27 protein-coding genes are annotated in these 26687 nt (G+C 41.4%); 15 read left to right on the top strand and 12 right to left on the bottom strand.

From position 1 onward, the window contains the following. The first annotated feature begins 1 nt into the window (after position 1). From ACTXGH_RS10150 to ACTXGH_RS10115, 8 genes are all read left to right on the top strand, one after another. Complete coding sequence (locus ACTXGH_RS10150) at positions 2–1129, top strand: glycosyltransferase family 4 protein (RefSeq protein ID WP_439296382.1); 1128 nt, start codon at positions 2–4, stop codon at positions 1127–1129. A 134-nt stretch (positions 1130–1263) separates the two neighbouring features. Continuing rightward, positions 1264–1818 (top strand): sugar transferase, encoded by a 555-nt coding sequence (locus ACTXGH_RS10145; protein WP_439296381.1) that lies wholly within the window; start codon positions 1264–1266, stop codon positions 1816–1818. Beyond that, positions 1818–2777, top strand: a complete 960-nt coding sequence (locus ACTXGH_RS10140) for a methionyl-tRNA formyltransferase (RefSeq protein WP_443561736.1) — start codon at positions 1818–1820, stop codon at positions 2775–2777. The genes ACTXGH_RS10145 and ACTXGH_RS10140 overlap by 1 nt, the downstream gene beginning before the upstream one ends. Further along, positions 2774–3454: a PIG-L deacetylase family protein gene (locus tag ACTXGH_RS10135; protein WP_439296379.1), complete on the top strand. Its 681-nt coding sequence runs from the start codon at positions 2774–2776 to the stop codon at positions 3452–3454. The genes ACTXGH_RS10140 and ACTXGH_RS10135 overlap by 4 nt, the downstream gene beginning before the upstream one ends. 120 nt (positions 3455–3574) lie before the next feature. Further along, the gene (locus tag ACTXGH_RS10130; RefSeq protein WP_439296378.1) at positions 3575–4228 is read left to right on the top strand and encodes an acetyltransferase; all 654 of its coding nucleotides are present in this window, start codon (positions 3575–3577) and stop codon (positions 4226–4228) included. 48 nt (positions 4229–4276) lie between these two features. Beyond that, positions 4277–5239 carry a DUF4184 family protein gene (locus tag ACTXGH_RS10125; RefSeq protein ID WP_439296377.1) on the top strand — a complete coding sequence of 321 codons (963 nt, stop codon included), beginning with the start codon at positions 4277–4279 and terminating at the stop codon, positions 5237–5239. A 305-nt stretch (positions 5240–5544) separates the two neighbouring features. Continuing rightward, positions 5545–5880 (top strand): hypothetical protein, encoded by a 336-nt coding sequence (locus ACTXGH_RS10120; RefSeq protein WP_439296376.1) that lies wholly within the window; start codon positions 5545–5547, stop codon positions 5878–5880. 195 nt (positions 5881–6075) lie between these two features. Continuing rightward, on the top strand, positions 6076–7287 hold the full coding sequence (locus ACTXGH_RS10115; protein WP_439296375.1) for a DegT/DnrJ/EryC1/StrS family aminotransferase: 1212 nt from the start codon (positions 6076–6078) through the stop codon (positions 7285–7287). A 27-nt stretch (positions 7288–7314) separates the two neighbouring features. Here ACTXGH_RS10115 and scpB read toward each other — a convergent pair whose 3' ends face one another. The 8 genes from scpB to mrdA all read right to left on the bottom strand — a co-directional run bounded on the left by scpB (position 7315) and on the right by mrdA (position 15222). Beyond that, complete coding sequence (scpB, locus tag ACTXGH_RS10110) at positions 7315–7860, bottom strand: SMC-Scp complex subunit ScpB (protein ID WP_439261173.1); 546 nt, start codon at positions 7858–7860, stop codon at positions 7315–7317. A gap of 22 nt (positions 7861–7882) precedes the next feature. Continuing rightward, on the bottom strand, positions 7883–8689 hold the full coding sequence (locus tag ACTXGH_RS10105) for a segregation and condensation protein A (RefSeq protein WP_439261300.1): 807 nt from the start codon (positions 8687–8689) through the stop codon (positions 7883–7885). A gap of 211 nt (positions 8690–8900) precedes the next feature. Next, positions 8901–9968, bottom strand: a complete 1068-nt coding sequence (gene trpS, locus ACTXGH_RS10100; protein ID WP_439261172.1) for a tryptophan--tRNA ligase — start codon at positions 9966–9968, stop codon at positions 8901–8903. Positions 9969–10091: 123 nt separating this feature from the next. Further along, entirely contained in the window at positions 10092–11183 is a 1092-nt protein-coding gene (locus ACTXGH_RS10095; RefSeq protein ID WP_439296374.1) for an LpxL/LpxP family acyltransferase, read from the bottom strand. Between the two features lie 341 nt (positions 11184–11524). Continuing rightward, complete coding sequence (rpsI, locus tag ACTXGH_RS10090; RefSeq protein ID WP_299188314.1) at positions 11525–11911, bottom strand: 30S ribosomal protein S9; 387 nt, start codon at positions 11909–11911, stop codon at positions 11525–11527. A gap of 10 nt (positions 11912–11921) precedes the next feature. Further along, on the bottom strand, positions 11922–12350 hold the full coding sequence (rplM, locus tag ACTXGH_RS10085) for a 50S ribosomal protein L13 (protein ID WP_299219188.1): 429 nt from the start codon (positions 12348–12350) through the stop codon (positions 11922–11924). Between the two features lie 196 nt (positions 12351–12546). After that, positions 12547–13230 (bottom strand): 16S rRNA (guanine(966)-N(2))-methyltransferase RsmD, encoded by a 684-nt coding sequence (rsmD, locus tag ACTXGH_RS10080; protein WP_439261170.1) that lies wholly within the window; start codon positions 13228–13230, stop codon positions 12547–12549. Positions 13231–13242: 12 nt separating this feature from the next. Then, the gene (gene mrdA, locus ACTXGH_RS10075; RefSeq protein ID WP_439296373.1) at positions 13243–15222 is read right to left on the bottom strand and encodes a penicillin-binding protein 2; all 1980 of its coding nucleotides are present in this window, start codon (positions 15220–15222) and stop codon (positions 13243–13245) included. A gap of 511 nt (positions 15223–15733) precedes the next feature. Between mrdA and ACTXGH_RS10070 the strand changes: the two genes are divergently transcribed. The 6 genes from ACTXGH_RS10070 (at position 15734) to adk (ending at position 22684) form a co-directional block, all read left to right on the top strand. Further along, positions 15734–17068 carry a DUF445 domain-containing protein gene (locus ACTXGH_RS10070; RefSeq protein WP_439296372.1) on the top strand — a complete coding sequence of 445 codons (1335 nt, stop codon included), beginning with the start codon at positions 15734–15736 and terminating at the stop codon, positions 17066–17068. 259 nt (positions 17069–17327) lie between these two features. Then, a complete protein-coding gene (locus ACTXGH_RS10065; protein WP_439296371.1) occupies positions 17328–19343 on the top strand; it encodes a heme lyase CcmF/NrfE family subunit in 2016 nt (671 codons plus the stop codon). Between the two features lies 1 nt (position 19344). Then, positions 19345–19998 (top strand): DsbE family thiol:disulfide interchange protein, encoded by a 654-nt coding sequence (locus ACTXGH_RS10060; RefSeq protein ID WP_299219197.1) that lies wholly within the window; start codon positions 19345–19347, stop codon positions 19996–19998. Positions 19999–20066: 68 nt separating this feature from the next. Then, complete coding sequence (locus ACTXGH_RS10055; protein ID WP_439296370.1) at positions 20067–20552, top strand: cytochrome c-type biogenesis protein; 486 nt, start codon at positions 20067–20069, stop codon at positions 20550–20552. Further along, a complete protein-coding gene (ccmI, locus tag ACTXGH_RS10050; RefSeq protein ID WP_439296369.1) occupies positions 20549–21829 on the top strand; it encodes a c-type cytochrome biogenesis protein CcmI in 1281 nt (426 codons plus the stop codon). Before ACTXGH_RS10055 ends, ccmI begins: the two co-directional genes overlap by 4 nt. Positions 21830–22027: 198 nt before the next feature. Continuing rightward, positions 22028–22684, top strand: a complete 657-nt coding sequence (gene adk, locus ACTXGH_RS10045) for an adenylate kinase (RefSeq protein WP_439296368.1) — start codon at positions 22028–22030, stop codon at positions 22682–22684. A 161-nt stretch (positions 22685–22845) separates the two neighbouring features. On the opposite strand, the gene secB is transcribed toward adk, so the two are convergent. The 4 genes from secB to rsgA form a co-directional block, all read right to left on the bottom strand. After that, positions 22846–23298, bottom strand: a complete 453-nt coding sequence (gene secB, locus ACTXGH_RS10040; RefSeq protein WP_299219203.1) for a protein-export chaperone SecB — start codon at positions 23296–23298, stop codon at positions 22846–22848. 199 nt (positions 23299–23497) lie between these two features. Then, positions 23498–23761 carry a glutaredoxin 3 gene (gene grxC / locus ACTXGH_RS10035; RefSeq protein ID WP_299219205.1) on the bottom strand — a complete coding sequence of 88 codons (264 nt, stop codon included), beginning with the start codon at positions 23759–23761 and terminating at the stop codon, positions 23498–23500. Positions 23762–23993: 232 nt separating this feature from the next. Further along, positions 23994–24449 carry a rhodanese-like domain-containing protein gene (locus ACTXGH_RS10030; protein WP_299219207.1) on the bottom strand — a complete coding sequence of 152 codons (456 nt, stop codon included), beginning with the start codon at positions 24447–24449 and terminating at the stop codon, positions 23994–23996. 150 nt (positions 24450–24599) lie between these two features. After that, positions 24600–25703, bottom strand: coding sequence for a ribosome small subunit-dependent GTPase A (rsgA, locus tag ACTXGH_RS10025; RefSeq protein WP_439296367.1), 1104 nt, complete (start codon positions 25701–25703; stop codon positions 24600–24602). A gap of 228 nt (positions 25704–25931) precedes the next feature. On the opposite strand from rsgA, the gene orn reads away from it, so the two are divergent. Further along, on the top strand, positions 25932–26519 hold the full coding sequence (gene orn / locus ACTXGH_RS10020) for an oligoribonuclease (protein ID WP_439261162.1): 588 nt from the start codon (positions 25932–25934) through the stop codon (positions 26517–26519). Positions 26520–26687: the final 168 nt, after the last annotated feature.

The following is a 26687-nucleotide window of genomic DNA, read 5'->3' as shown; positions in this document are numbered from 1 at the left end:
TATGAGATTTCTAATTATAGCAAGCTATGCACCTTCCTTACTTAATTTTCGCGGCGCTCTATTAGCTGCTTTACAAGATGCAGGGTTTGAAGTCCATGTTGCTGCTCCAGGACTTCAGGATCATATGAAGGTTGTTGAGCGTCTTGATGCCCTTGGTTATGCGGTTCATGATATTCCTATGCAACGTACAGGTACTGATCCTATTAACGATGCTAAAACTCTAGGCACTTTATATCGTTTAATGAAAGAGATTAAGCCTGATTATGTGCTCAGTTATACCATCAAACCAGTCATTTACGGCATGTTAGCTGCTTGGCTTGCTAAAGTACCTCATCGTTTTGCCCTGATTACAGGGTTAGGCTACGCTTTTCAGCAAGTTGAGGTAGCAAAAAAACGCACTAAACTACAAAAATTAATTCATGAATTATATCGTCGTGCCTTATCTAAAGCCGATAAGGTTTTCTTTCAAAACCCAGATGATGAAATGTTGTTTCGTGATTTAAAAATCGTATCTAAGAATGCAGATACTTGTATCGTAAACGGTTCAGGTGTAGATGTGTCGCAGTTTAACGTTGTGCCTTTGACTGAGCAGTCTGCGCCAAAATTCTTGATGATTGCTCGATTGTTATGGGATAAAGGGGTCCGTGAATATGCACAGGCAGCCCAACAAGTCAGAAAAACTCATCCTGAGATAAACTTTGATTTGGTAGGTTGGCTTGATACCAATCCCCATGCTATTAAACAAACTGAGCTGGACGAATGGATTGCAGAAGGAACAATTAACTTCTTAGGTAAGCTGGACGATGTACGACCAGCTATTGAAGCAAGTTCTGTCTATGTACTACCGTCTTATCGTGAAGGCACTCCTCGTACAGTATTAGAAGCAATGTCTATGGGCCGAGCAGTGATTACTACAGATGCGCCAGGCTGCCGTGAAACTGTTGTAGATGGTGATAACGGTTTTTTAGTACCGGTAAAAGATGTTGATGCTTTAGCCCAAGCGATGCTTCGTTTTATTGAAGAGCCTGAATTAGCTGTAGAGATGGGGGAGCGCTCACGGACTATAGCTGAAGAAAAATATGATGTGCACAAGGTTAATGCCAAAATGTTTAAAGAGATGGGTCTATAGTCACTCCTCTCATAAGTTTATTGTCGCACGTAGAAATGTCATGAAACTGATTATATTGTTGCGAGACGAAGATTTAAAAATATAGTAATTTTTATAACACACTATAAACGCATATTTAAGCTATAAGGTTTTCTATGAAACGCTGTTTTGACTTTCTTATAAGTATTTTTATATTGGTCATACTATCTCCGCTGCTCATCGTAACGGCGGTATTAATAAAATTAACCAGTAAAGGCCCACTGTTTTTTAAACAGCAACGAGTGGGTAAAAAAGGTAGAGTATTTTCGGTCTATAAGTTTAGAACCATGACGGACAAAGTGAGAGAGATTAAACAGACTTTCAACGATGACCCTGAGGTTACTAAAGTTGGTAAGGTAATACGTAGACTAAAGATTGATGAATTGCCACAGCTTTTTAATGTAGTTAAAGGCGATATGTCTTTGGTTGGGCCAAGACCTTGCTTACCAAATCTAGTAAAAGAGTTTAATGAAAGTGCGAAAAAACGTTTATTGGTTCGTCCAGGTCTAACGGGATTGGCACAAGTAAATGGAAACATTCATTTAACTTGGAAAGAGCGCTGGGAGTTTGATAAAGAGTATGTCGAAGAACAATCACTGCTATTGGACTTAAAAATTCTTTCTAAAACAGCGTTGATAGTTTTGTTTGGTGAGAAATGGGGTAAAAAATAATGAGAGTTGGATTGATTGGTGGCGTGGAATCAAGCGCTCTTACCTTGCGAAAACTACATGAGCATGGATTAGACGTAGTCGGAGTATTTGGCTATAAACCAAATATAACCAAATTTGTCAGTGGGCACTGTGATCTGGAACCATTTTGCTTAGAAAATTCAATTAGTTTTACGCCATTTACTAAAATTAATGACCATATTGAAGAGATACAATCTTTAGATCTTGACTATTTGTTTGTCGTTGGTATTTCTCAATTAGTGTCTAAAGATATCATTCACGCTCCCGAATTAGGCGCTATAGGTTTTCATCCGACTAAATTACCTGAAGGAAGAGGTCGGGCGCCTTTGGCTTGGCTTGTTCATGAAGCGCAAGAAGGAGCAGCTACCTTTTTTATGCTTGAAGAAGCTGCCGATGCTGGCGCTATTGTAGCGCAAGAAGGATTTGACGTTTCTTGTGAAGATACAGCTAAAAGTGTAAAAGAAAAAATCCACGAGGCCATGAGTCTAGCGTTAGATTCTTTATTACCTCAGCTAGCTAATGGTGAATTAATAGCTATTGAACAAGACGATTCATTAGCGACAGAATTTGGCATTAGAAAACCGGAAGATGGATTGATTGATTGGTCCTGCTCAGCGTACGATATAGACCGTCTTATCAAAGCTGCCTCTGAGCCACATCCTGGTGCGTTTACTTTTTCAGGTAATAAAAAACTAGAAGTAAAATCTAGTAGAGTGGAACAAAATCTAAAAATAAAAGGTGTTGAAGGTCGTATCTTGAAGAGTCAAAAAGATGAGTTCTTGGTTCAGACAGGTAAAGGGCTTATTTGGATTACAATTGCTTTTGATGATTCAAGCAGACTGAGAGTAGGAAGTTTGTTGGGCTACAAAGTTGAGCTTGAGATATACGAGCTTAAAAAACAAATTGCAGAGTTAAAAGAGATTATTGGGAAAATGTCATGAAAAATGTTTTAGTAGTAGCGCCTCACGCTGATGATGAGGTTTTAGGGTGCGGTGGCACAATAGCGAAACATGTACGCCAAGGGGATAATGTATACGTCGCGATAATGACAAATGCAGCAGTTGGTGCGCCAGAGCTTTTTAATTCTGAAAGAATAGAGTTTGTGCGCTCTGAAGCGTTGAAATCTCATGAGGTATTGGGAATAAAGGAAACACTATTTTATGACTTTCCTGCGCCGCAATTGGAGCAATATCCACAGTACAAAATCGCTGGTACATTGAACGCGTTGATAAAAGAAAAGAATATAGACACTCTGTATATACCTCATAAAGGTGATTTACATCTCGACCATGGTGCTATATATAATGCTTCTCTTGTGGCTGCTAGACCATTACCAGGTCAGAGTGTTAGGCACATTTATGCCTATGAGACACTATCTGAAACAGAGTGGGGCCACCCAACAGTAGAGGCTGTTTTTATTCCGCGTTACTTCAATGTGTTAAGTGAAAATGATTTTGCAACTAAAATCACTGCTATGAAATGCTTTTCTAGTCAACTTAAAGCGTTCCCGAATACGCGATCCATTAAAGCAATAGAACATCTAGCCGCTCTTAGAGGTGCTTATGTTGGTGTAAATACGGCAGAAAGTTTCGACATTATTAGAAGTATCAATGATTAAACGACTAATTTTATCTTCGCATCTTAAATGATCTTTTGATGCTTGATCAAAGAAGACATAAATGCAAATAATAACGTGACAATGAGCAGATTTACTGGTAATCCGCAATAAGGAAAATAGATGCAGCAATTAATTGGAATATATGGTGCAAGTGGTAATGGGAAGCAAGTTGTTTCTTTATTGAAGTTGCAATATCCTTTGCTGGATAAATTCCGTATTGTGTTTATTGATGATTTTAGTAAGCTTAATACGCTTATGGGTCATCAAGTGTGGAGGTATGAGCAATTTTTGAGCGACCCTTCTAAGAATAAAGCGGTAATCATCGCTATCAGTGATAGTAGAGTTCGTGAGTTATTGGCAGACAAGATTGAACAAGACAGTATACCTACTCTCTCTATTCATGCACCTACAGCTATTATTTTGGATCCTGAATCAATAGAGGTAGGTGAAGGTAGTATTCTTTCACCACATACTTGTTTGACAAATACCCTGAAAATAGGAAAGTTTTTCCATGGTAATTTGTATTGTCATGTATCGCATGACTCAATCATTGGGGATTACGTCACCTTTGCGCCTAGAGTGAGCTGTAGTGGAAATGTGCATATACATGATCATGTATATGTTGGTGTTGGAGCGGTTATTAAACAAGGAACATCAGATAAACCTTTGGTTATCGGCAAGGGCGCGGTCATTGGTATGGGTGCTGTGGTCACCAAAGATGTTCCAGCAGGCGCCATTATGGTTGGGAATCCAGCCAGAGCCTTAGTTAAGTAAGTATTGGTGTCCGCTTTACAGGCTAAAGTTAGGTAACAGGATACATATATGGCATTTACGTTAGCGCATATGGCTGCAGCATTGCCACTTTATCGTAGTAAGAATAAAAATCGTAGTATACGCGGTTTTCATTTTGAAGCATTACTCATCGGTACGATGATGCCAGATTTTCCTTATTACATCGGTGCTAGTAGCGCAACTGGTGATCTTTCCCATCAGTGGGTAGGTATCTTTACTTATTGTCTACCTTGGGGGTTGTCGATATTTGCATTGTGGAAATGGGGTCTAAAACCGGCTGCTTTTGCGCTAGTTGAACCATTTTTGATGAAACGTAGAACAAAGTTTCCTAATATTCAAGATACGGACATCAGTGCTAGCCATAATAAAACTGTAAGGCATTTTACTGGTTACGCTGATAGATATTGGTCGTTTGCAGGTATCAAAAAACGAGTCATACACAAGGTAAAGTCTTTTTGTTTGCCGGTAGTATTTGGATTGATCTTAGGCGCAGCCAGCCATCTAGTTTGGGACGGTATTACTCATGCTGATGGCTCTATTGCTCGTCATATTGACTGGTTACAATACCCTCTATACTTTTATCCTTTTAAAGGAACGAGTATCGCCAGATTATTACAGTATTTAAGTTCAATGGTAGGTTTAGCGGCATTATTTTGGTTTGCCTTGTTACACCTAAAAAACTGGCAAATTAACAACAAAGACGTGGTCAAAGAAAGATTAGGAATAGACAACATAGTCAGGCTGGTCTTTTCTAAAAAGCAGAGTGCAATAATCATTGCGTTAATGGTTACCTTAACTCTGATATGGGGTATGCAGGCAGTTTTAAGTTGGTATCCATCTTTGACTAGCAGTCCCTACAGGTTTGCGGCAGGGGTATCAGTGAGTTTGTTAAAAAGAGTTACTTTATTATGTGTTAGCTATGCTGCTCTATATCATTTGACGTACTTTGTTCAACGTACTTATCGACAGTATAAAAACAATAAAGTAGGTTGATTGTGTCACGTAGTTTTAAAGGTTTTTACTGTATTGAAAATGCATAGGGATTTTCAGACAGAGCTTTGATGTAATAGTATTGGTTATTTATTTTTTGTATAGTTGAAATAAAGTGATTTATAAAGTTGATGATTTACTTTGTAAACCGATGATAATTACCAGAATTTAACTCATACATTTATAAAGAATATAACTAACCTGCTTAATATAATTCGAATACGACTAGAATTTTATATTATATTCGGATAATAGAATATATATGAAAATTTTATTAAATTATTTACATATCAAAACTTGGAAACGTCATGATTCTTATACACAATGCACTTATCAATAATATAAAACGCTGTGAAGCGGCTTATAAAGTTTATCAGAAAGGTTTGACTTATCATCAAGCTTTGCATATTTTTCATGCTAACAAAAAGATATATGACGAACTTATTCTTTTACTAAATGATAATAGTTTAGATGCGTCTATGAGTAAAAAAATATTTAACTATATTTTTTATCTCGAAGATTGGTTTGTCCAATTCTCAAGATTAGAAAAAGAAGTTGATAGTCTTGAAGATCGTTTTTCTTTTGAATCTCTTAAGAATAGTATAGATTATCCAGCAAGTTTTCTTGATGATGTTATAAAATAGAATATAGTTATATCTATCAAACTTTTATGGCTAAGGCGTATCGTTATAACTGAACTTCTAAAAAATAGATTTGGTTAGTATTATTTTATAACTTATATAAAATAACGCACGATGAAATAAAACCGTAAGAATAAATAGTTTAAAACAAAATGAGGTATTACTACTCATTAATTCGATAATAAATAAGGAAGCTATATGCTAAATTCCCCTTTTTCACCGTGGCCAAGTTTTACCCAAGAAGAGGCTAATGCAGTCAGTAAAGTACTATTGTCTAACAAGGTAAACTATTGGACAGGACAAGAATGTCGTCAATTTGAGCAAGAGTTCGCTGAGTGGGCAGATAGTAAGTATGCCATCGCATTGGGCAATGGTACTCTAGCTTTGGATGTGGCTTTGCAGGCGTTAGATATCGGTGCAGGTGATGAAGTTATCGTTACGCCACGTACCTTTATTGCCAGTATTTCTAGTGTGGTTAATGCAGGCGCTACGCCTGTGTTTGCAGATGTTGATGAGTCTACTGGTAATATTACTCCAGAGACGATTGCTGCCGTTCTAACGGACAAAACCAAAGGCATCGTGTGCGTGCATCTAGCAGGTTGGCCATGCGATATGGATGGCATAATGGCGCTTGCAGATGAGCATGATCTATATGTCATTGAAGACTGTGCACAGGCGCATGGCGCACATTATAAAGGTCGTAGTGTCGGTAGTATCGGGCATGTTGGCGCATGGAGCTTTTGTCAAGATAAGATTATGACGACTGGCGGCGAAGGCGGAATGGTCACTACTAATGACGAAGATCTGTGGCGTAAAATGTGGTCATATAAAGACCATGGCAAAAGCTACGCTGCTGTGTATGAAAAGGAGCACCCACCTGGTTATCGTTGGTTACATGAAAGCTTTGGTACTAACTGGCGCATGACTGAGATGCAGGCAGTGATAGGACGTATTCAGCTTGAGAGAATGTCAGATTGGACGGCCAAGCGTACGGTTAATGCACAAGCAATTTTGCAAGCATGCACTCAGTGGGAAAATAAAGGCTATGTACACGCACCAAAGCTAGAAGAAACACCAGAATTTGCCGATTCTAAGCATGCTTATTATAAGTTATATGTTTATATAAATACCGACAGCCTGCCTGATGGCTGGTCACGTGATCGTATTATTGAAGAAGTCAGTCAGCTAGATGTCCCCTGTTTTTCTGGAACTGCCTCTGAAGTCTATCTAGAAAAAGCGTTCGATGGCACAGGACTGCGTCCTGAAACTAGAATGCCAGTTGCAAAAGAGCTTGGGGAGACAAGTTTGATGTTTTTAGTACACCCGACGCTTACTGAGGCCGAAATTGATAAAACGGTCGAAGCAATCAATACGGTATTCAATAAGATAGATATCTCATCTCAACCATAACAGCTACCACACTAATCAAATTATAAATCAAGACATTCCACCAATAGCTGCTATATCTGGCATTGGTGGTAACTCATCTAAATTGGTCAGCCCAAACGCATCTAAGAATTGCGACGTAGTATGTAGCAAGGCTGGACGACCCAATGTTTCTTTATAACCATCCTCAATGATCCAGCCTTTATCAAACAGCTGCCGTAGTATGTTGCTCGATAGCGTCACACCACGTACATACTCTATGTCGCTGCGAGTCACTGGTTGTTTATAAGCAATGACACTTAGTGTTTCGAGTAATGCCTGACTTAAGCGTTCTTGACGCTGCGGAAAAACACGCTGTATTAATGCACTATAGTTATCTGCTATTTGTAGGCGATAACCGCTAGCAGTCTCGTGTAAGCTTAGGACGCCAGTGTCTAAGCGCAGCTTTAATAGCTCTAAAGTCTGCGTTAATTCTTTACCAGATAAAGATAAATGTTTCTTGATAGCGTTTGCAGTGAGCGGCGCTTCTGACGCATGTAATAGCACTTCTATCTGTCTACTTATCTCATCAAGATGCTGATGTTTAGTATCTGTCATTACACATTCTCTATTAAGACTGTCAAGCCAGCCATTGTAGCGTTAATGGTTCGATTAGATGGTGCTTTGCAACCTCATTATTAATCGTGGCCTTATCTATCAAATCAGTACTCACCACACCAACCAACTGCCGTTTTATCAGTTCTAGTACTGCGACAAAGCTGACCACGACACCTATCTTACCTTGTGCTTTATCTAGTAGCTCATAAAAAGAGTGTGTGCCATCAGTACTTAGCTGACGGCTGATACTGGCAATACGATCGGACAGGGGAACGGCATCGACCTTGATGGTATGCATTTGATAATCGGGTTGTAATTGCATTTTAAACAAGCTATCAATTAATAAGTTTGGAGAGTAGCTAGGTAATTCGGCAGCCATAACATCTTGATTAGGCATACTCACCATCGCCAAAAACACATCGCGCTCAAGACGAATCAGGCTATCTAAACGCTGACTAACGGTTTTGATTTGTGCATATTCTTCTAAACGTACAATCAGCTCAGCCTTTGGGTCGCGTTCATCATTAAGTGTCTCAGGTATCGGTAGCAATAACTCGGTCTTTATCGCAATCAATGTCGATGCCATGAGTAAATAGTCACCTGCCAGCTCAAAATGTTCAGTATCCAACTCACTAATATAAGCCAAATACTGCTCCGTAATAGGCAATATCGGCATTTTGGTCAAATCTACATTGTTTTTTTTAACCAAATATAATAGAAAATCTAACGGCCCTGCAAACTGCTCTAGCCAAATGGCAAACGCTTGCGGGGGTACGTACAGATCTTCAGGTAGCTGCTGTATTGGGGTTTGATAAATGCGCAAAGACATATCATTGATAACTGAGCCATCGTGATTGTTGTTATCAGATAGTGAAATAGAAGCTTGAGAGGCTTGACTTGGGCTTGCAGACAAAGCAGGTTTTGACAAAGCTACACGTTTGTTTTTTGGCTCAGTCTGCACGTTTAATATCCGTCTTCATTATGACAAGTTATGATAATCAAAAGGTGGTTTAAGCCATATGGTTATTTAAACCAAATAATTACTTAAGCTTAGCAAGTGGGCGAATACCGATAGCACGGCGGGCTTTATCTAACTGTTTACGGCTATGACGACGGGCTTTGTCTGCGCCCATTTGTAAGATTGCTTCCAGCTCTTTTGGATTAGCCATCAACTCTTCATAACGTGCGCGAAACGGCGCAATTTCATCATTGATTTTGTCAAACAGTACTTGTTTGGCATCACCCCAGCCGATACCGGACGCATAGCGTGCGCGCATATCAGTAATTTCTTCAGGCGTTGCAAAAGCTTTATAAATCTCAAAAAGAGCTGAGTCGTCGGGATCTTTTGGCTCATCAGGCAATTGTGAATTGGTCACAATTTTCATGATGGCTTTATGCATCTGCTTTTCAGGACTAACTTGCGGATTAGGATCGCCAAATAGTGGTATGGTATTACTATAGCTCTTACTCATTTTACGACCATCAAGCCCTGTCAGTAGCGGAATATCTTCATCAACGACTGCTGAGGGCAAGGTAAAGAGAGACTTATAACGATGATTGAAAGTGCCAGCGATATCACGTGCCATCTCAATATGCTGCACTTGGTCACGGCCGACGGGCACATGAGTGGCGTTAAACATCAAAATGTCAGCTGCCATGAGTACTGGATAGCCAAACAGACCCATAGTAATGCCTTGATCTGGATCAACATCCGCTTTTTCTACATTAATATCGACGGCTGCTTTATACGCATGAGCGCGGTTCATAAGACCTTTGGCACACGAGCAGTTTAAAATCCAAGCAAGCTCGGGAATCTCAGGCACGTCCGACTGACGATAGAAGGTCACACGCTCAGGGTCAAGACCACAAGCAATCCAAGTCGCTGCTATGATTTTAGTCGATTCATGAATAACCGCTGGGTCATAACAACCGATAATCCCATGATAATCTGCCAAAAAGAAAAACGCTTCATCATCACTGTTTTGGATAGACTCAATCGCTGGACGAATAGCGCCAACGTAATTACCTAAGTGCGGAATACCGGTAGGCTTAATGCCTGTGAGGATACGTTTGGTTTCTTTTTTAGGTGCATCAGTTTGATTACTCATGGAAAATCCGTAGTTGGGTTGTTAGTTTATTGCAAATTTAATATCGTACACTTAAGTCAACGACTCAATTTAGTGGCGCAAATTATAACAAATTTATCTACTGCTTTGTTTGTGTATAAACGCCTACTTATAGATTTCAGTGCGACCATCTGGGCTGTTTTTAAAGCGCCGATGAAACCACATCCATTGGGTTGGATCAATACGAATGAGTCCTTCTAAGACTTCATTAATACGAGTGGCATCAGCGACTTCATCATTACTAGGGTAGTCATCCAGTTCTGGTGTAATGGTTAGATGGTAATGGGGGCGCTTGCCGCTTGGTAGGTTATCCGGTGTTTGCCGATAGGTGTGCAGAGCCATTAGCGCTGGAGGATATTGCTTGTCGCCTAATTTTGCCATGCGCCGTGAAGCTGTGATAGTGGCTGCTGGCACGCCAAAAAACGGTGCCATTACGCCTTGCTTGAGACCATAATCTTGATCAGGCGAGTACCAAATCACATGCCCAGCTTTAATTGAGCTGACCAAACTGCGCATATCACGGCTGGATATTTGCTTTCCAAAGATACGCGTACGACCGTTATAAATAAACCAATCAAGAAGTACATTATTTTGTGGTCGATACATTGCATCTAACGCAAAAAACTGAGCGCAAAATACCCCCCCCAAATCGAGCATGGTGTAATGAGCGCCTAACAAAATAACAGGACGATTGTCTTTTTGGGCATTGATAAGATGTTGTAGCCCTGAAATAGAAACCGTACGGGTAAAAACATTAGGGCGAAACCAAGCACAAAGCGTCTCAAATACTCCAATACCTTGATTGACAAAAACTTGCTTTGCCATCAGTTCTCGCTCAGCTTCTGGCTTTTCAGGAAAAGCCAGCTTAAGGTTAATCAGCGTATCCTGTCTGCGTGAGCCTGCAACTTTATAAATCAAGATGCCAAGCTTACGACCCAACCAAAACTGCCAACGTAACGGCAGATAAATCATGGGCAAAAATATCACAAATAACAGCCAAATACCCCAGTATTTAGGCAGTAAAAATTGCCACTGAAAAGGCTTTTTATCAGCTTGTGCTGTGCGTTTATGAGTCTGCGTAATAGTTGGTGTACCAGTAGGAATAGCCGGCGATTTAGCAGACTGCTGTACGCTCTGCGATAGTGTACTGTTCTTTGAGGGTGTTTTACTTGGATCGTATTGTTCGGGCGCTTTCATAATGTCCTTTTACAGCACTGTTTGTGGCATCTATAGCATTGGGCTATATCGTCGAGGCTAATGATGAAAAGTTACTATCATGATGGGGTAGCGGTAGCTGGTTTGCAAGTTGGTTTTGACTATAAAAGCGAAGTGTTTAACAGTTTATAAAGCCAGTTTATAAAGTCAGGCTATTGAGTACATTAGCGTTTAATATGACTACTATTAAGCTTTAAGCATAAAAAAACCTTATAAGCTGTGACCAGCTTATAAGGTTTTGCAAATCTAGCGTTTTACTTGATGCTATTAGTATAACTCTGAGAAAAAGACAACTATAACAGTAAAACGATAAACAGCTTTTATTAACGCTTCGAGAATTGTGGACGTTTACGTGCTTTACGTAGGCCCAATTTCTTACGTTCAACTTGACGTGAGTCACGAGTAACAAAACCAGCGGCTTTTAGCGTAGATTTGTTGGTGTCGTCAAGTTCGATTAATGCACGAGTAATACCGTGACGAATAGCACCTGCTTGACCACTAATACCACCACCTTTTACGGTGATATAAAGATCGTAGTCATTAGGAGTATCTAATAGCTCTAATGGCTGACGAACGACCATACGTGAAGTTTCACGGCTAAAGTACTCATCAAGTGGCTTACCGTTAACGACGATACTACCAGTACCTTTTGCTAAAAAGACACGAGCAGTAGACGTCTTGCGGCGACCAGTTCCGTAATTGCGTTCCATAAGTGTTTCCTTAGATGTCTAGTTCTTTAGGTTGCTGTGCAGTATGTGGATGTTCTTCCCCTGCATATAGCTTTAGCTTCTTAATCATTGCATAGCCAAGAGGACCTTTTGGAAGCATACCCTTAACTGCTTTATGTAGAACATCTTCAGGCTTATGTGCAATCAGCTTTGTGAAGTTGGTTTCTTTAATACCGCCTGGGTAGCCACTGTGACGATAGTACTTTTTATCTTGCGCTTTTTTACCCGTTACCGCGATTTTTTCTGCGTTGATGACAACGATAAAGTCACCAGTATCTACGTGCGGAGTATAAGAAGTTTTATGCTTGCCACGTAAGCGAGTAGCGATTTGGGTGGCTAAGCGACCAAGGGTTTTGCCGTCAGCATCTACGACGTACCAGTCATGGGTCACTTCAGCTGGTTTTGCACTAAGTGTTTTCATGATAAAACCTTAAAATTAGAATTCATTGAGAGTTTAGCTGGGAACGGGGCTCTCAAAAAACAGACTGCATATTATAAGCAGTAGCGCCTACGCTTGCAAGCTGCATTGGGGTTTATTTTCGCCTTATATACATTAAACTGCAGCGTTAGACCAGTTTTTCAGCGGTTTTTAGCATTCATTAATGCAAGTTGCATGATTATGACGATTCTAGTCTATAAAGTCCAGCGACAACTTGTCCCACTTTGGTCTGTTTGATTGTCTCAAACCCGCTTAACCCTTGCATTGTAAAGACTGCGCTTAGGGACTGAGCCAATTCATTTAATTGCTCATTTAAATCTTTATCCGCTTCTAGATAAATAAGCGTCTCTGTCGTAAATAACGACTGTTCGATTAAAGTGGTCAAAATTGGTTGCCATAACTCTTTGGAATAGGGCGGATCAATAAAAACAATGTCGAACGGTTGTTTGAAATTCTTGTTTTGCGATAAGACGTGCTCAGCATGGCCATGAAGGATTAGATAACCGTCAGTGTCGATGTTTAACTGCTGAGAGCTTTCTAGTAGCATTTGGTACTGAGATTGATTGGTTTCGATAAAGGTGCAGTGAGCTGCACCGCGAGATAAGGCCTCAAATCCTAATACACCGCTGCCTGCACAGCTATCAAGGACACGTGCGCCATGCATATCGGCGAGTAACCAGTTAAACAGTGTTTCTCGCAAGCGATCTGGAGTCGGCCGTAAGCCATCAGCATCGATAAAATTTATGCTACGACGTTTAAACTGTCCACCGATAATGCGTACCTTGCCCGCAGTGGCTTGTTTTTTATGATTTGTGTCACGCTTTAGGCTGCGCGATGTCGATGTTTTTGTATTTTTTTTCATAATGACTATTCTTTATTCGGACGCTGTAATGGTTGCTGCCTGTGCTTCTGCCTGTTCCTTTAATGCTTGTTCTTGATCGCGAATAGCATCATGTTTGGCTTTATCCAATGCTCTTTGGTATTTAATAGCTTTTAGCTCATCAGGTGTTGGTGGCGTAATAGGGTCGCTTTTACGCTGCAGGACCCAATAATCAAATAACGCACGTCCAATAGGTGCTGCTACTGCGCTACCGCCGCCGCCGTTTTCAACCAGTACCGCAAGGGCAATTTGCGGGTCTTCTACGGGTGCAAAACCATTAAACCATGCATGATCCCAATGACGCTTATCTATTGCCGATTTATTATAACTTTTGCCTTGAGCGATAGATTTGACCTGAGCCGTACCTGTTTTGCCAGCGATACGGTAGCGTGAGGTATAGATACCACGAGCAGTACCAGCTTTGACAGTGTCTTCCATCGCATCATGCATACGTGTCCAGTCAGAAGGTTTGCCATCATAGTCAATCTTACCGTCAGATTTGGTGATGACATTCACTTCTGCAGCGCCATCACTACGTTTTAGCAGATGCGGGGTAATATGATTACCTTTATTTGCCATCATGGCAGTCGCATTGGCAATCTGTAGTGGCGTTGCTAAAAAATACCCTTGACCGATACTGACTGAGATGGTCTCTCCTGATAACCAGCCTTTGTCATAAGTGTCTTTTTTCCATTTTGGAGAAGGCATAATACCTGACTTTTCATTCGGCAAATCAATACCAGTATCTTCACCAAAACCAAAGCGCACCATCCAGTCATGTAAGCGCTGAATCCCCATCTCGTATGCCAGTTTATAATAATACGTATCCACTGACATCATAATAGACTTTTTGAGATTCACTGAGCCGTGACCACCGCGTTTCCAGTCACGAAAACGATGCGAGTCACCAGGTAAGCTAAAGTAACCTGGGTCATAAATAGTCGTCTCCCAATCTCGCAAACCGTAATGTAGTCCACCCAACCCTTCAAATGGTTTGATAGTAGAGGCTGGTGGATACATCCCTTGAAGCGCACGGTTATACAGGGGCTGATCGATATCTTCTCTTAATGCATCGTAGTCTTTAAAAGAGATGCCTGAGATAAAAGGATTGGGATCGTAACTTGGATTACTCACAAACGCTAACACATCGCCATTTTTTGGGTCTATCGCCACAATGGCACCGCGGCGACCGTCGAGCTGCTGCTGAGCAATCGTTTGTAAGCCGTAATCTAAACTTAAAGTAATATCGTTGCCAGCAACGGGCGGTTCGGTGTCTAACTGCCGTAGAATATTGCCATGAACATCTGTCTCCACCGACTGATAACCTGGTTCTCCAAGCAAAATATCTTCGTAAAAATCTTCAATACCAATTTTACCGATGAGGTCAGTACCAGCATAACGATCTTTATCAATACGCTTGGTCTCTTTGTCATTGATACGGCCAACATAACCGATAACATGGGCAAACAGCTCATCGTAGGGGTAGGAGCGAGTTAATTTACTCTGGATAGTAACGCCAGTAAAAAAAGGCTTTCGCTCGCTAAATTGTGCGACCTGCTTTTCTGTCAAATCAATTTTAATGGTCACCGGATCGTTCTTACTCTTACTTAATCTCGCCAAGATGTCAGTAATATCAGTGTCTGTTAAATCAAAAATAGGCGCAAGCAAGCTTAGAGTGCGTTCTGGATCTTGTACCTCATCTGGGCTGAGCATGGCAGTAAATACAGGCTGATTATCAGCAAGCAATATGCCATTACGATCGTAAATATAACCACGGCTAGGCGGTGCAGATATGAGCTTGATACGGTTATTGTCAGCCTGAGTTTTATATTTATCATGAGCGTATACTTGCAAGTACCCGTAACGCAGTAATAAAACACTCATACCCAAGAATATGAATAAACCAAGAATAAAAATACGGCGCATAAAAATGCGGTTGATCTGCTCAGTGTCTGGGATAAGCGATTTATTCATGTAAAGTTAGTACCAATGAGCGCAGTAGATAAAACAAAAATTACTTTGATAAAGGAATGTTGTGACAAGGTATTTAAGCAAATGCAGACGATAAAAACAATCATTTCAAACACATAGAGTAAGTGACCCTATAATATTGAAGTATGAACTTAAAAGCGTATTGCTATTATTGCTGTGCGACAAATTATAACAGAATGTAATAAGCTGCGCTGATCCTGTCCGCTTATTTGTTGATGAATTCACACATGTCATTGATAGTACTATTTATAAGCTATTTTATCGCTCCAGTTTGTAGTAACAAATATAAGTCAGACATATGATGTTGTCATGTATAGTCACAACTTGGTTTAGCTGTATATGTGCTAATGAGTAGCAAGTATGCTAAAATCGGGCGATTTATTTTGTAGTGTTTACTTGGCATTAAAGTGCTGTTTTTATTAAGCGTTTTTTAACAATATTAACAAACGACTATAGATTAACGAGTATCGTTACGTCAGAGGCAGGAAGAGTCATGGTCGCAACCTCAATATGGCAAATGCTCGCTGAGCATCCAGAGTTTCTTGCCATGCTGACCATCCCACCAGTGACTGCATTTGTCACTTGGTTGCATGTATGGATGGCATTGAAAATGCTGTTTTACCCCATTAAATTTTGGGGACTACGTATACCTAATTTTCCATTTTTTGGTTTGCCTGGACTTGGTTGGCAAGGTATCGTCCCGCGTAAAGCGGGGAAAATCTCTGGAGTTATTGTCGATCAGACACTCTCAAAGCTTGGCTCACTTGAAGAGTTTTTTCAGGCGATGGAGCCTGAGCAGATGGCAGCTTTTATCACTGATACGGTTGATAAAAACCTTGAACCACTGATTGATGAGATTATGCTTGAGCATTCGGGTGCATTGTGGGGCAGTCTGCCATACGCACTAAAACGTCGTATCTATACGCAAGCCCATCAAGAGCTGCCAGACATCATGCAATCTTTGGTGACTGATATGACCTACCATGTCGAGGACTTGGTCGATATGCGTCAAATGATCGTCAATAAGATGGAAAGTGATCGTCGCTTAATGGTGAATATGTTTTTAAGGGTTGGTCAACACGAGATCAACTTTATTTGGCATATCAGTGCTTTAATTGGATTGATTTTTGGTATTATCCAAATGTTTATCTTTTTGGTGGTGCCGCAACATTGGACAGTGCCATTTTTCGCTGCCATTTGGGGCTTGTTGACCAATTGGATCGCAATCTGGATGGTGTTTAATCCAGTAGAGCCACGCTTTATCTCTTATATAAAAGTTTTTGAGCGTTGTGACGGTTTTCCTTTTACAAAATTGAGGCTACCGCACATCGCGCAGTTTCGTTTTCAAGGCGGCTTTATGAAGCGCCAAGAAGAAGTATCTGAAGTTTTTGCTGAAATCGTAGTCAACGATTTAGTGACTTTAGAGAATATTATGAATGAGATGATGTATGGTGATCGATCGGCGCAAACGCGTGAGCTGATGAAGTCGCACCTTTACCAGATATTAGAGTCGCCAGTGGTTAGAACGACTTTGCGTATGGGACTTGGTCGCCGTGAGTACGGGCAATTGAAAAATACCATTATCAATAAATCAATCACCGCTACGATGGTACCGCTACGAGATCCTGAACTAAACGAGAGTCGAGCCAGCAAAATATTCGGTCTATTTCGTGATCGTATTCGCGCTTTATCGCCTTATGAGTTTCAAAACTTATTGCGTCCAGCATTTCGTGAAGATGAGATGACGTTGATCGTACTTGGTGGTTTGACTGGATTTTTGGCAGGTTGGTTGCATCTTGTTTTAGTGTTCTTTCCGGCGGTGCAGTAAACCAATGATTTTGTTATAAAAATATTTTATAATTATCCATGGTCAATGAATGTATATGGAAAGTTAGTACTAAGTTAGATAGTTCATTCAAAATTTGTCTTGACAAGGAAGCTTCATGTTAATCATACAGTTGTATGGTTGGCAAAGCTTGTGTTGTTTTGATTTTGTCATGAGTAGACTATAGGTGCTTTTCAATAAATAAGAGCCCAATCCGCCACAGTAAACTATGACCGTATTAGGGTAAACAGGGTTAGATTGTATGTTAATCACAGAATTGGGTTATTTTGCCTTACTGGCTGCCTTTGTGTTGGCAATTTTGCAAGTTGTATTGCCAACCATTGGTGTTATGCGTCATCAGATTGCTTGGCAGCGTCTTGCACCAAGTTTGGCGTGGGCACAGTTTGCAGCGCTGATCGTGTCGTTCGCAGCGCTGATGGCAGGCTTTTATTATAATGATTTTAGTCTAGTCTATGTCGCACAGCACTCTAACACTTTATTGCCTTGGTATTATAAGTTATCGGCAACTTGGGGTGGTCATGAAGGGTCTTTGCTACTATGGATGACTATCATGGCGACATGGTGTGCGCTAGTGTCTTACTTTAGTCGCGGCTTGCCATTATCGATGCGAGCACGAGTATTGGTCATTTTGGCAGCAGTACAAATGATGATGCTAGCGATGCTGATTTTTACCTCATCGCCATTTAACCGCACTTTGCCAAACATACCTGTTGATGGTGCGGATCTAAACCCAGTATTACAAGATTTTGGTCTGATTATTCACCCACCCATGCTATATATGGGTTATGTAGGTATGGTTGTACCCTTTGCTTTTTGTATGGCGGCGCTGTGGGAAGGACGCTTAGATGCAGTATGGACACGCTGGTCACGCCCTTGGGCGCTAGCTGCGTGGGGGTTTTTGACCATCGGTATCGCTTTAGGGTCTTGGTGGGCTTACTACGAGCTTGGCTGGGGCGGTTGGTGGTTTTGGGATCCAGTAGAAAACGCGTCGCTCATGCCATGGCTTGCTGGTACAGCGTTATTACATTCGTTAGCAGTGACTGAGAAGCGCGGTGTATTTAAAGCATGGACAATTATGCTAGCGATTTTTGCGTTTGCATTGAGTCTACTAGGGACATTTTTGGTACGCTCTGGGGTCATTACCTCAGTCCATTCGTTTGCAGCCGATCCCACGCGTGGTTTAGTTATTCTAGTCATCCTTGGCATCATCGTGGGCGGTGGACTGTTGATGTTTGCAGTACGTGGCTGGCGCTTGACGGTTGAGAGTCAGTATCAGCTGATCTCACGTGAGTCGTTTTTGGTTATTAATAACGCCATTATTTTGATTGCCACTTTAGTGGTCCTGCTAGGTACGCTTTATCCAATTATTGCGGATGCTTTTAATCTAGGTCAAGTATCCGTTGGCCCTCCTTACTTTAACGCTTTGTTTGTACCTTTGACTTGGTTGTTACTGCTTGCTATGGGCATGGGTTCTAATATTCGCTGGAAAAAAGACAAGCGTCCACTGCTTGGCGTTGGTATGGTCATCGCAGCCAGTAGTCTGATATTGGCGGCGATCATCGCTTACTTTGTTCATCCATCATCTATGCTAAATATCGGTGTGACCTTGGCAGTAAGCTTTTGGGTACTATTATGGATGGTTATCGATTTTAAAGATAAAACCAAGAATGCACCGAATATGATCAGCGGACTGCGTCAATTACGTCTTAGTTATTGGGGACAACAAACTGCTCATATTGGGGTTTTAATCGCAGCGATTGGCGTTGCTTTTACTAGTAGCTTAAGTATTGAGCGTGATGTAGCACTTGGACCGAATGATACTGTTCATGTTCAAGGTTATGATTTTACTGTCAAAGACTTTCGTGAAGTAAAAGGCAGCAATTTTGATGGTATTCAAGCTGAGGTTTCAGTCACAAAGGATGGGCGCGACGTTACAGTTTTATACCCTGAAAAACGTACCTATATTATTAGTATGATGCCGATGACAGAAGCTGCGATTGACGCCAGTCTTATGCGCGACTTGTATGTTGCGCTTGGTGAGCCAATCGCTGAAGGCAGCAATCAATGGGCAGTGCGTATCTATGTAAAACCTCTGATTCGCTGGATATGGCTGGGGTCGATTATCATGGCTTTAGGAGCACTAATAAGTATGTTTGATAGTCGCTACCGTATCAAAAAAGTCAAAGCGTCACATAAGGTCGCGGCTGATACTACTGCTAGTACAACCATACCGACAACAGCGTTTGGGGAGAAATAAGATGAGCCAATCGGACAATACTCCCAACAGCCAGCAGAGCAATGCACAGCATCGTAAAATGACGAACAAAAAACAGCTGAAAGTATGGTTTCTAGTGCCACTTATTGTGTTCTTAGGGCTAATAGTGATGCTTTATATGCGCTTGGGTAAGCCTACTGATATCGTGGCTAATATGGCGCTTGAGCGTCCAGTTCCTGCATTTGAGCTGCCGTTGTTGTCAGACACCAGCCGTATTATGACCAATGACAATTTACCCGACAAACCGTTTTTGATGAATATCTGGGGTTCTTGGTGTCCAACTTGTATTATTGAGCATCCGTTCTTAATGGAGCTAGAAGAACGCGGGGTCAATTTGGTTGGCGTCAATTACAAAGATGATATTGGTGATGCATTAAGCTATTTGAACCGAGGTGGCGATCCGTTTTCGATGTCCATTCAAGATTTGTCAGGTCAGTTTGCACTAGACCTTGGTTTAACTGGGGCTCCTGAAACTTTCATCGTCGATGGTGACGGTATTATCCGCCAGCATATCATTGGAGAAGTCAATGAGGCCAACTGGCAAGAGCGTATCATGCCTTGCTTAATGGTACTAAACGAAGCAAATAAAAATGGCAACAGTCCTGATCCAAGTCAAGTTGGGGAGGCATGCAAATGAGAGGCGCTCAAATAACAACGGCTATTGTTATAAGGCTAGGAAGCCTTATACTGGCGTGCCTACTGAGTATGACAGCTTATGCAGCAATCGATGTTTACGACTTTGATTCAGTGCAGCAAGAAGCTCAGTATCGCGGTCTTATTGAAGAGCTGCGTTGCCCTAAATGCCAAAATCAAAACCTTGCAGGATCTGATGCGCCGATTGCACAAGATCTAAAACAAAAAACTTATGATATGGTCAAAGACGGACGTAGTGATGCAGAGATACGTAGCTATATGCAAGAACGTTACGGCGATTTTATTACCTATAAGCCACCTGTCCGTCCATCAACATGGATACTGTGGTTTTTTCCGCCATTATTATTGATCTTTTTGATTACCGGCTGGTTTTGGCAGAGTAAACGCCGACAGCTGGCCGCTCGGGGCGATACGGATAAGATGATTGATACCCCTGCTACAGCTTTGACACCTGCAGAAAAAGCTGAGCTGGATCGTCTTTTATCACGTTCGCATAGTACCGATCATGATGTCACAAGCACAGAGGACAAAAAATGACCCTATTTTCTACTGCTGGCTTATTTATTGCCCTAAGTTTACTCGTTGCCTTAATCCTTGCTGTCATCGTCATCACGCCATGGCTACGTGCAACTCGCTTAAAAAACAATCCTGTAGACAACCAACTGTTAGACATCAACGTAACCGTGTTTCGTGAACGTTTGGCAGAGCTTAAAGCTGATAAAGACAGCGGCACTATTGATGATAACCATTACCAAAATCAAAAGCTTGAGCTTGAACGCCAGCTATTAGATGCGCAACGTCAAGTAGCACCGATGATAAACCCTGGTGTCAAAAGCCGTTTAATAATTATTGTCTGGGTGCCAGTGATGGCCACGATGGCATATTTACTGATAAGCGATCGCACCCCAGTATTTGAGCTATGGCAAGCAGAAGATAAAGTTGGACAAGTAGCTGATGACCTTTTGACAGGTAAGATTGATCAGCCGCCAGAATGGGCTATTGAAGATGGCCGTCAACTGATTACTGCCATGCAGACCAATGTCCATCGTCATGCTGACGATCCTGATCGCTGGATGCGCCTATCAGAGCTGTTTTTGTCACTTGAAGTAACTGACTCTGCATTAGAAGCTTTATCTAGAGCGTATCGTTTATCTCCTGACAACGAAGAGATTGCAACCACTTATGCGCAAATTAGCTTTTTTGCTAATGAAGGTCAACTGGATGCTAATAGCCGTCGCGTCTTGCAAGATGTGCTGAGTAATAACCCCCAACATGAAGGCGCGCAAATGTTAATGGCAATGGGTGAAGCACGGGCTAGCAACTTTGAACAAGCACAAGGCTGGATCAAAAGATTACGAGCGAGTATCGCAGCCAAACCAGGAGATCATACCCGAGCGCTGGCAAGCCTAGACGAGTTGAGCGCCAACGTAACAGGGCAGCAGCAACAAGCCGCTGAAGGTGTTGATGTCACTATAAGTGTTAATCCTAGCTTATTACCATTGGTCAAAGGCGATGACGTATTGTTCGTTGCCATTCGCGATGTTAATGGCGGCCCACCATATGCAGCCAAGCGTTTGCCGATTAGTGTGATTCAGCAAGGTGAGGCTAATATAAGTTTAAGTGACATTGATGCTATGATACCTGAGCGGACGCTACAATCAGCACGCGCAGCAAAAACTCAACTGGCTGTCATTGCCCGTATTAGTCATAGTGGCAATGCTAGTGCAGAGTCAGGCGACTTGTCAGCCAATCCTGTCGTAATTACTGCTGACCAAAAACAAGTCAATATCGAAATTAACCAGCAAATACCATAACTTTGAAAAATTCAACAATCTGGGCGCTGTAGTGATTGCTACGGTGTGCAATTGTGTTATATGAACAGCTAAGTCATACCTACATACGGTACTAATACCAAAAAAACTTGAGCTTTATAATGTCACAAGGTAAGGTATATCTGGCATTCGCGCAATTAACAAATCCCTAACATCCCATCCACCAAGGAGAGACGTATTATGATGCGTATTATTTTGCTAGGTCCACCTGGCGCTGGTAAAGGCACCCAAGCACAGTTTATTTCGAAAGAGTTTGATATCCCGCAAATCTCTACTGGCGATATGCTACGTGCAGCGATTAAAGAAGGTAGCGAGCTTGGTAAGCAAGCTGAAGGCATTATGAATGCAGGTGGTCTGGTTTCTGATGAACTTATCATCAACCTAGTAAAAGAGCGTATCTCTAAACCTGATTGTGCTAATGGCTGTATCCTTGATGGTTTTCCGCGTACCATTCCGCAAGCTCAAGCCCTTGCAGACGCTGACGTTGCTATCGATCATGTGGTCGAGATTAGCGTACCTGACGATGAGATTGTAAAGCGTCTATCTGGTCGCCGCCAACATCCAGGCTCAGGCCGTGTATATCATGTCGATCATAATCCACCAAAGCAAGATGGTGTCGACGACGTCACTGGCGAAGCACTTATCCAGCGCGAAGATGACAAAGAGTCTACTATTAGAGAACGCCTCGCCACTTATCATCAGCAGACATCAGCCTTGGTAGGTTTCTATCAAGACAAAGCCAAAGAAGGTGAAAACGCACCCAAATATGACAAGTTTGATGGTACACAAGCTATCGATGACGTCAAACAGCAAGTTTTGTCAGCGTTGAGAAGCTAGTCTTTTTCTATTATTCTTTGTGCTAATAAAAACCTTGCTCATTAGCAGGGTTTTTTGTTGATACTTTATAACAATACAATACTAAAAAGACCCGCCCATAAAAAAGCCATCTACCTAAGTGAGGAGATGGTTTTTTAAAAATATAAAATCTTTTTTGAAATTTATGCATTACCTTCAGCATCAACTTGCGCTTGTTGTTGGCTTTGCGCGTACGCTTGATCAAAATTGACTGGTGCAAGCAACAGCTGCGGGAAGCTACCACGAGTAACAATGTCACTAATGACTTCACGCGCATATGGGAACAACACATTAGGGCAATAAGCGCCTAAAATCTGTCCAATTTGATCATCAGGGATATTTTTTAATAAAAAGATACCTGCTTGATGAACTTCAGCAATAAACGCTGGTTCTTCAGCGTTCTTAGCGGTAACGCTTACTGTCAAGATAACTTGATAGTGGTCGTCATCTAGCTTTTCAGCGTTACTTGATAGATTGATATCAAGCTCAGGATTCCACTCTTTAGTAAATACTCCAGCGCCTGGTACTTCAAGAGACATATCTTTTACATAAATGCGTTCTAATGCCAGTTGCGGTTGTGCTTGTTCTTCAGCCATGTTGATTCCTCGAATAAATAATGCAATGTGTCGTTATTGTCTTGATAGAAATGTTTTTATAACAACGTGTGATATCAAGCTACATTATTACAAGCTAGGACAATAATAACAATAGTTTGTCATCAATCACCTAATACTATAACTAGATTTGCTAAAAGTGATCACTGTCGTCGTTATATAAACTGTTTAAAATCGCAAATTAACCTGCTAGTAACTCATCCAGCTTACCTTGCTGATTCATCTGATTTAGTTCATCAAAGCCACCAACAAAAGTATCACCAACAAAAATTTGAGGCACAGTACGATAGTTATTGGTTTTTTGCATCAGTGCACGGCGATCGTCGCTACTCATATCGTGCATACCGATTTCTTCATAATCAACGCCTTTATTCTTTAATAGTTGTTTGGCGTTTGTGCAATAAGGGCAGATAGGTGTTGTATAAACTTTAACTGAAGCAGTCATAAGATATCCTTAATTATTAAATATTATATAAAATCTTTATTGTCTTAAACTGAATAGACTGATAATGAATGTATGTTTGATTGCGCTCATTATAAAGTGGGGGTAGGGTTAGTAAATTCAAGTCAGCTTGTTATAAAAGCTCATAAAACGCTGTTAGAAGCTTATTAGCTAAGTTCCCATAAAAAAAGACACAACTAAAAGTCATGTCTTTTTATTCATACCAAGAGCAAGCTTACTTGTGCAAGCTAGGTTTAGTTTTGCCTTTATTCTTAGGTTTGGCATCTTTTAATCCTACTAATGGCATGCCAGCTCCTTGCCAGCCACCCACACCACCTTCTAGGCGATAGACGCTGTCTTTACCAATCATCTGGATAGCCGCGCCTGCTTGTACGCCCATATCACAGACGATGATCACTGGCTGTTCAATTGCGCGGATCTCATCTAAATGATCTTTGAGCTCAGTAAAAGGAATATTACGACTGCCTTGGATATAGCCGGTGGCAAACTTCTTTTTGGCGCGAATATCAATAAGCTGCGCATTTTGAGAGTTAACCATCATGCCGAGGGTATTGGGCGACACTTTTTTGCCGCTACGTTTGTTTTCAATGGTAAAAAACAGTACGGCAAGTACGGCCAATATACCAAATAAAAACGGGTGGTTGCCCACAAATTCAAGCGCACGATCCAAACCAAACCTCCAAAAAATAAGCGTTCTATTAAGCTGAGAAGACAGCTCAATGATTTTGAACAAGGCGCTATTATACCGATTAGGTCATCTATAGTAAATGTATAAGGAGCAACCTATGTTTTGATAGTATTGATTCAATAAATAGGGCTACTAGTATGGCTTAGTATCCGCTTCTGCTTGTAACGTCACAAGGTTTTCAACACGGCGCTGTAGCACATTACCATCAGCCACCGCTTGCCATAGCGCGCAGCCTTTGCTGTTATAAGTGTGACGACAGTCACGAAATTGGCAATCGCCTGCAAGTGGCGCAAGTTCAATAAAACCTGAAATAATATCGTCAGGATCTAAATGCCAGATACCATATTCACGAATGCCAGGCGTGTCGACGATACCGCCTTGAGTAAGATCGTCTGGATTAAATGGCAATAAACGACTGGTGGTGGTGGTATGTTGACCAAGTTTTGAGTTTTCAGAAATGATATTAACGCTCTGCGCGGAGTCAGGCAACAATGCATTAATTAAGCTGCTTTTACCGACGCCAGACTGACCGGCGAAAATGACCAGTTTTTTGTCTATGTGGCGCTTTAGCTCACCAAGACCCTGCTGCTCATCGTTATCGGCAATGTTTTCGGGACAATCAACTGAGGTCAGTACGCTTTCATAACCAAGGGCTGCATACTGTGCCAATAACTCATTGGTATCGACGCCATTTTCTTGGGCAAGAAGGTCCGCTTTATTAAGCACCAATAGCGGTTTGACACCAGCGTGATGACAGACAACCAAGTAGCGATCAATGAGTGTCGGCGCAGCAGCTGGCAATGGGGCAAATACAATGGCTAAGATATCGATGTTGGCAGCGACAGGTTTAAGCTTATGATAGCGGTCTGGACGTGAGACAAGAGAAGCCCGTGGCTGCACGGACTCGATACGGCCAAAACCAGTATTGGGATCTGCAGTCCAGCGCACATGATCGCCTGCAGCTAGCATCGGTAAATTGGTACGCACATGGCAGCGCCAGATGTCGCCCATCTCAAGTGCTTGCCAAAACGGCTCAGGGTCATCAGGCGCAATTTCTGGCTGCACGGGTATCATCGCAGGCAAGCTTGTGACTTGTACTTCTAGTTGCTTACCATAATGCGCCATGACCACACCATCCATTAAGCTTTCATCGATGATTTCTTGACTCTCAAGCTGCTGCTTGTCGATGCGACGAATCTGTTGTTTAGTCAGTTTGCGTTGCCGGATTAGTGCCATGGGTTTGTGACCTATTATAAAAATATTGCTAAGTGTAGCGTGAAAATTTGCTAACATACAGCCTAAAGCGTTTATAGCAGACAGGGGTTTTGTAATATTTTGAACCTTTTAAATATCTTAAATCAGCAGACGCGTACTGTTACTAATCAAATACTATTATCGCTGTATGATTTATACACGAAACTTACTTAAATATTGTTTAAAAATTTATTGACCATAGGACAAAATATGAGTACCGATGACCATCCCAATAAAATCAAAATTAAAAACCAAGGTAAAAAAGGGCTGGTATGGATTGATTTAGAAATGACTGGTCTAAATACCTTAACTGATGAGATTATTGAGATTGCGACCGTTGTCACTGACGAAGACTTAAATGTCTTGGCAGAAGGACCAGTATTTGCGATTAAGGTATCTGACCGTATATTAAATGGGATGGATGAGTGGAATACCAAACAACATGGACAATCAGGCTTGGTTGATCGTGTACGTCGTAGCAGCGTGACATTAGCAGAAGCTGAAGCTGAGACCATCAAGTTTTTGAATAAATGGGTCGATAGTGGTAAGTCGCCGATGTGCGGTAACTCCATCTGTCAAGATCGACGTTTTTTAGCGCGGCAAATGCCAGAGCTAGAAAAGTTCTTCCACTATCGCAATCTTGATGTGTCATCTATTAAAGAGCTATGCTTTCGCTGGCGTCCTGATGTCTTAAAGAATTTTGAAAAAGGTGGTAGTCATTTAGCGTTAGACGATATTCGCGACTCTATTCGTGAGCTTAAGCACTATCGTCAGCACTTTTTTAAACTGATGCCATAAAGTTAAGTGGTTTTAGCATAGTCAAAAAAGGGTCTGTTATTTTAATGGACCCTTTTTATCGTAAATAAGAGACGTCCACATATAGTCGAATCTAGATAACTCAGATACATGGCTATCCAGTCGCTCAATAAAACGTTGATTTTCTTACGTGCTGTGCCTACGCCGACA

Source organism: Psychrobacter sp. 1Y10, assembly GCF_052259005.1.
Lineage (GTDB): Bacteria > Pseudomonadota > Gammaproteobacteria > Pseudomonadales > Moraxellaceae > Psychrobacter > Psychrobacter saeujeotis.
The sequence above is the reverse complement of the archived record's forward strand: the minus strand, read 5'-3'. Positions and strand labels throughout refer to the sequence as shown.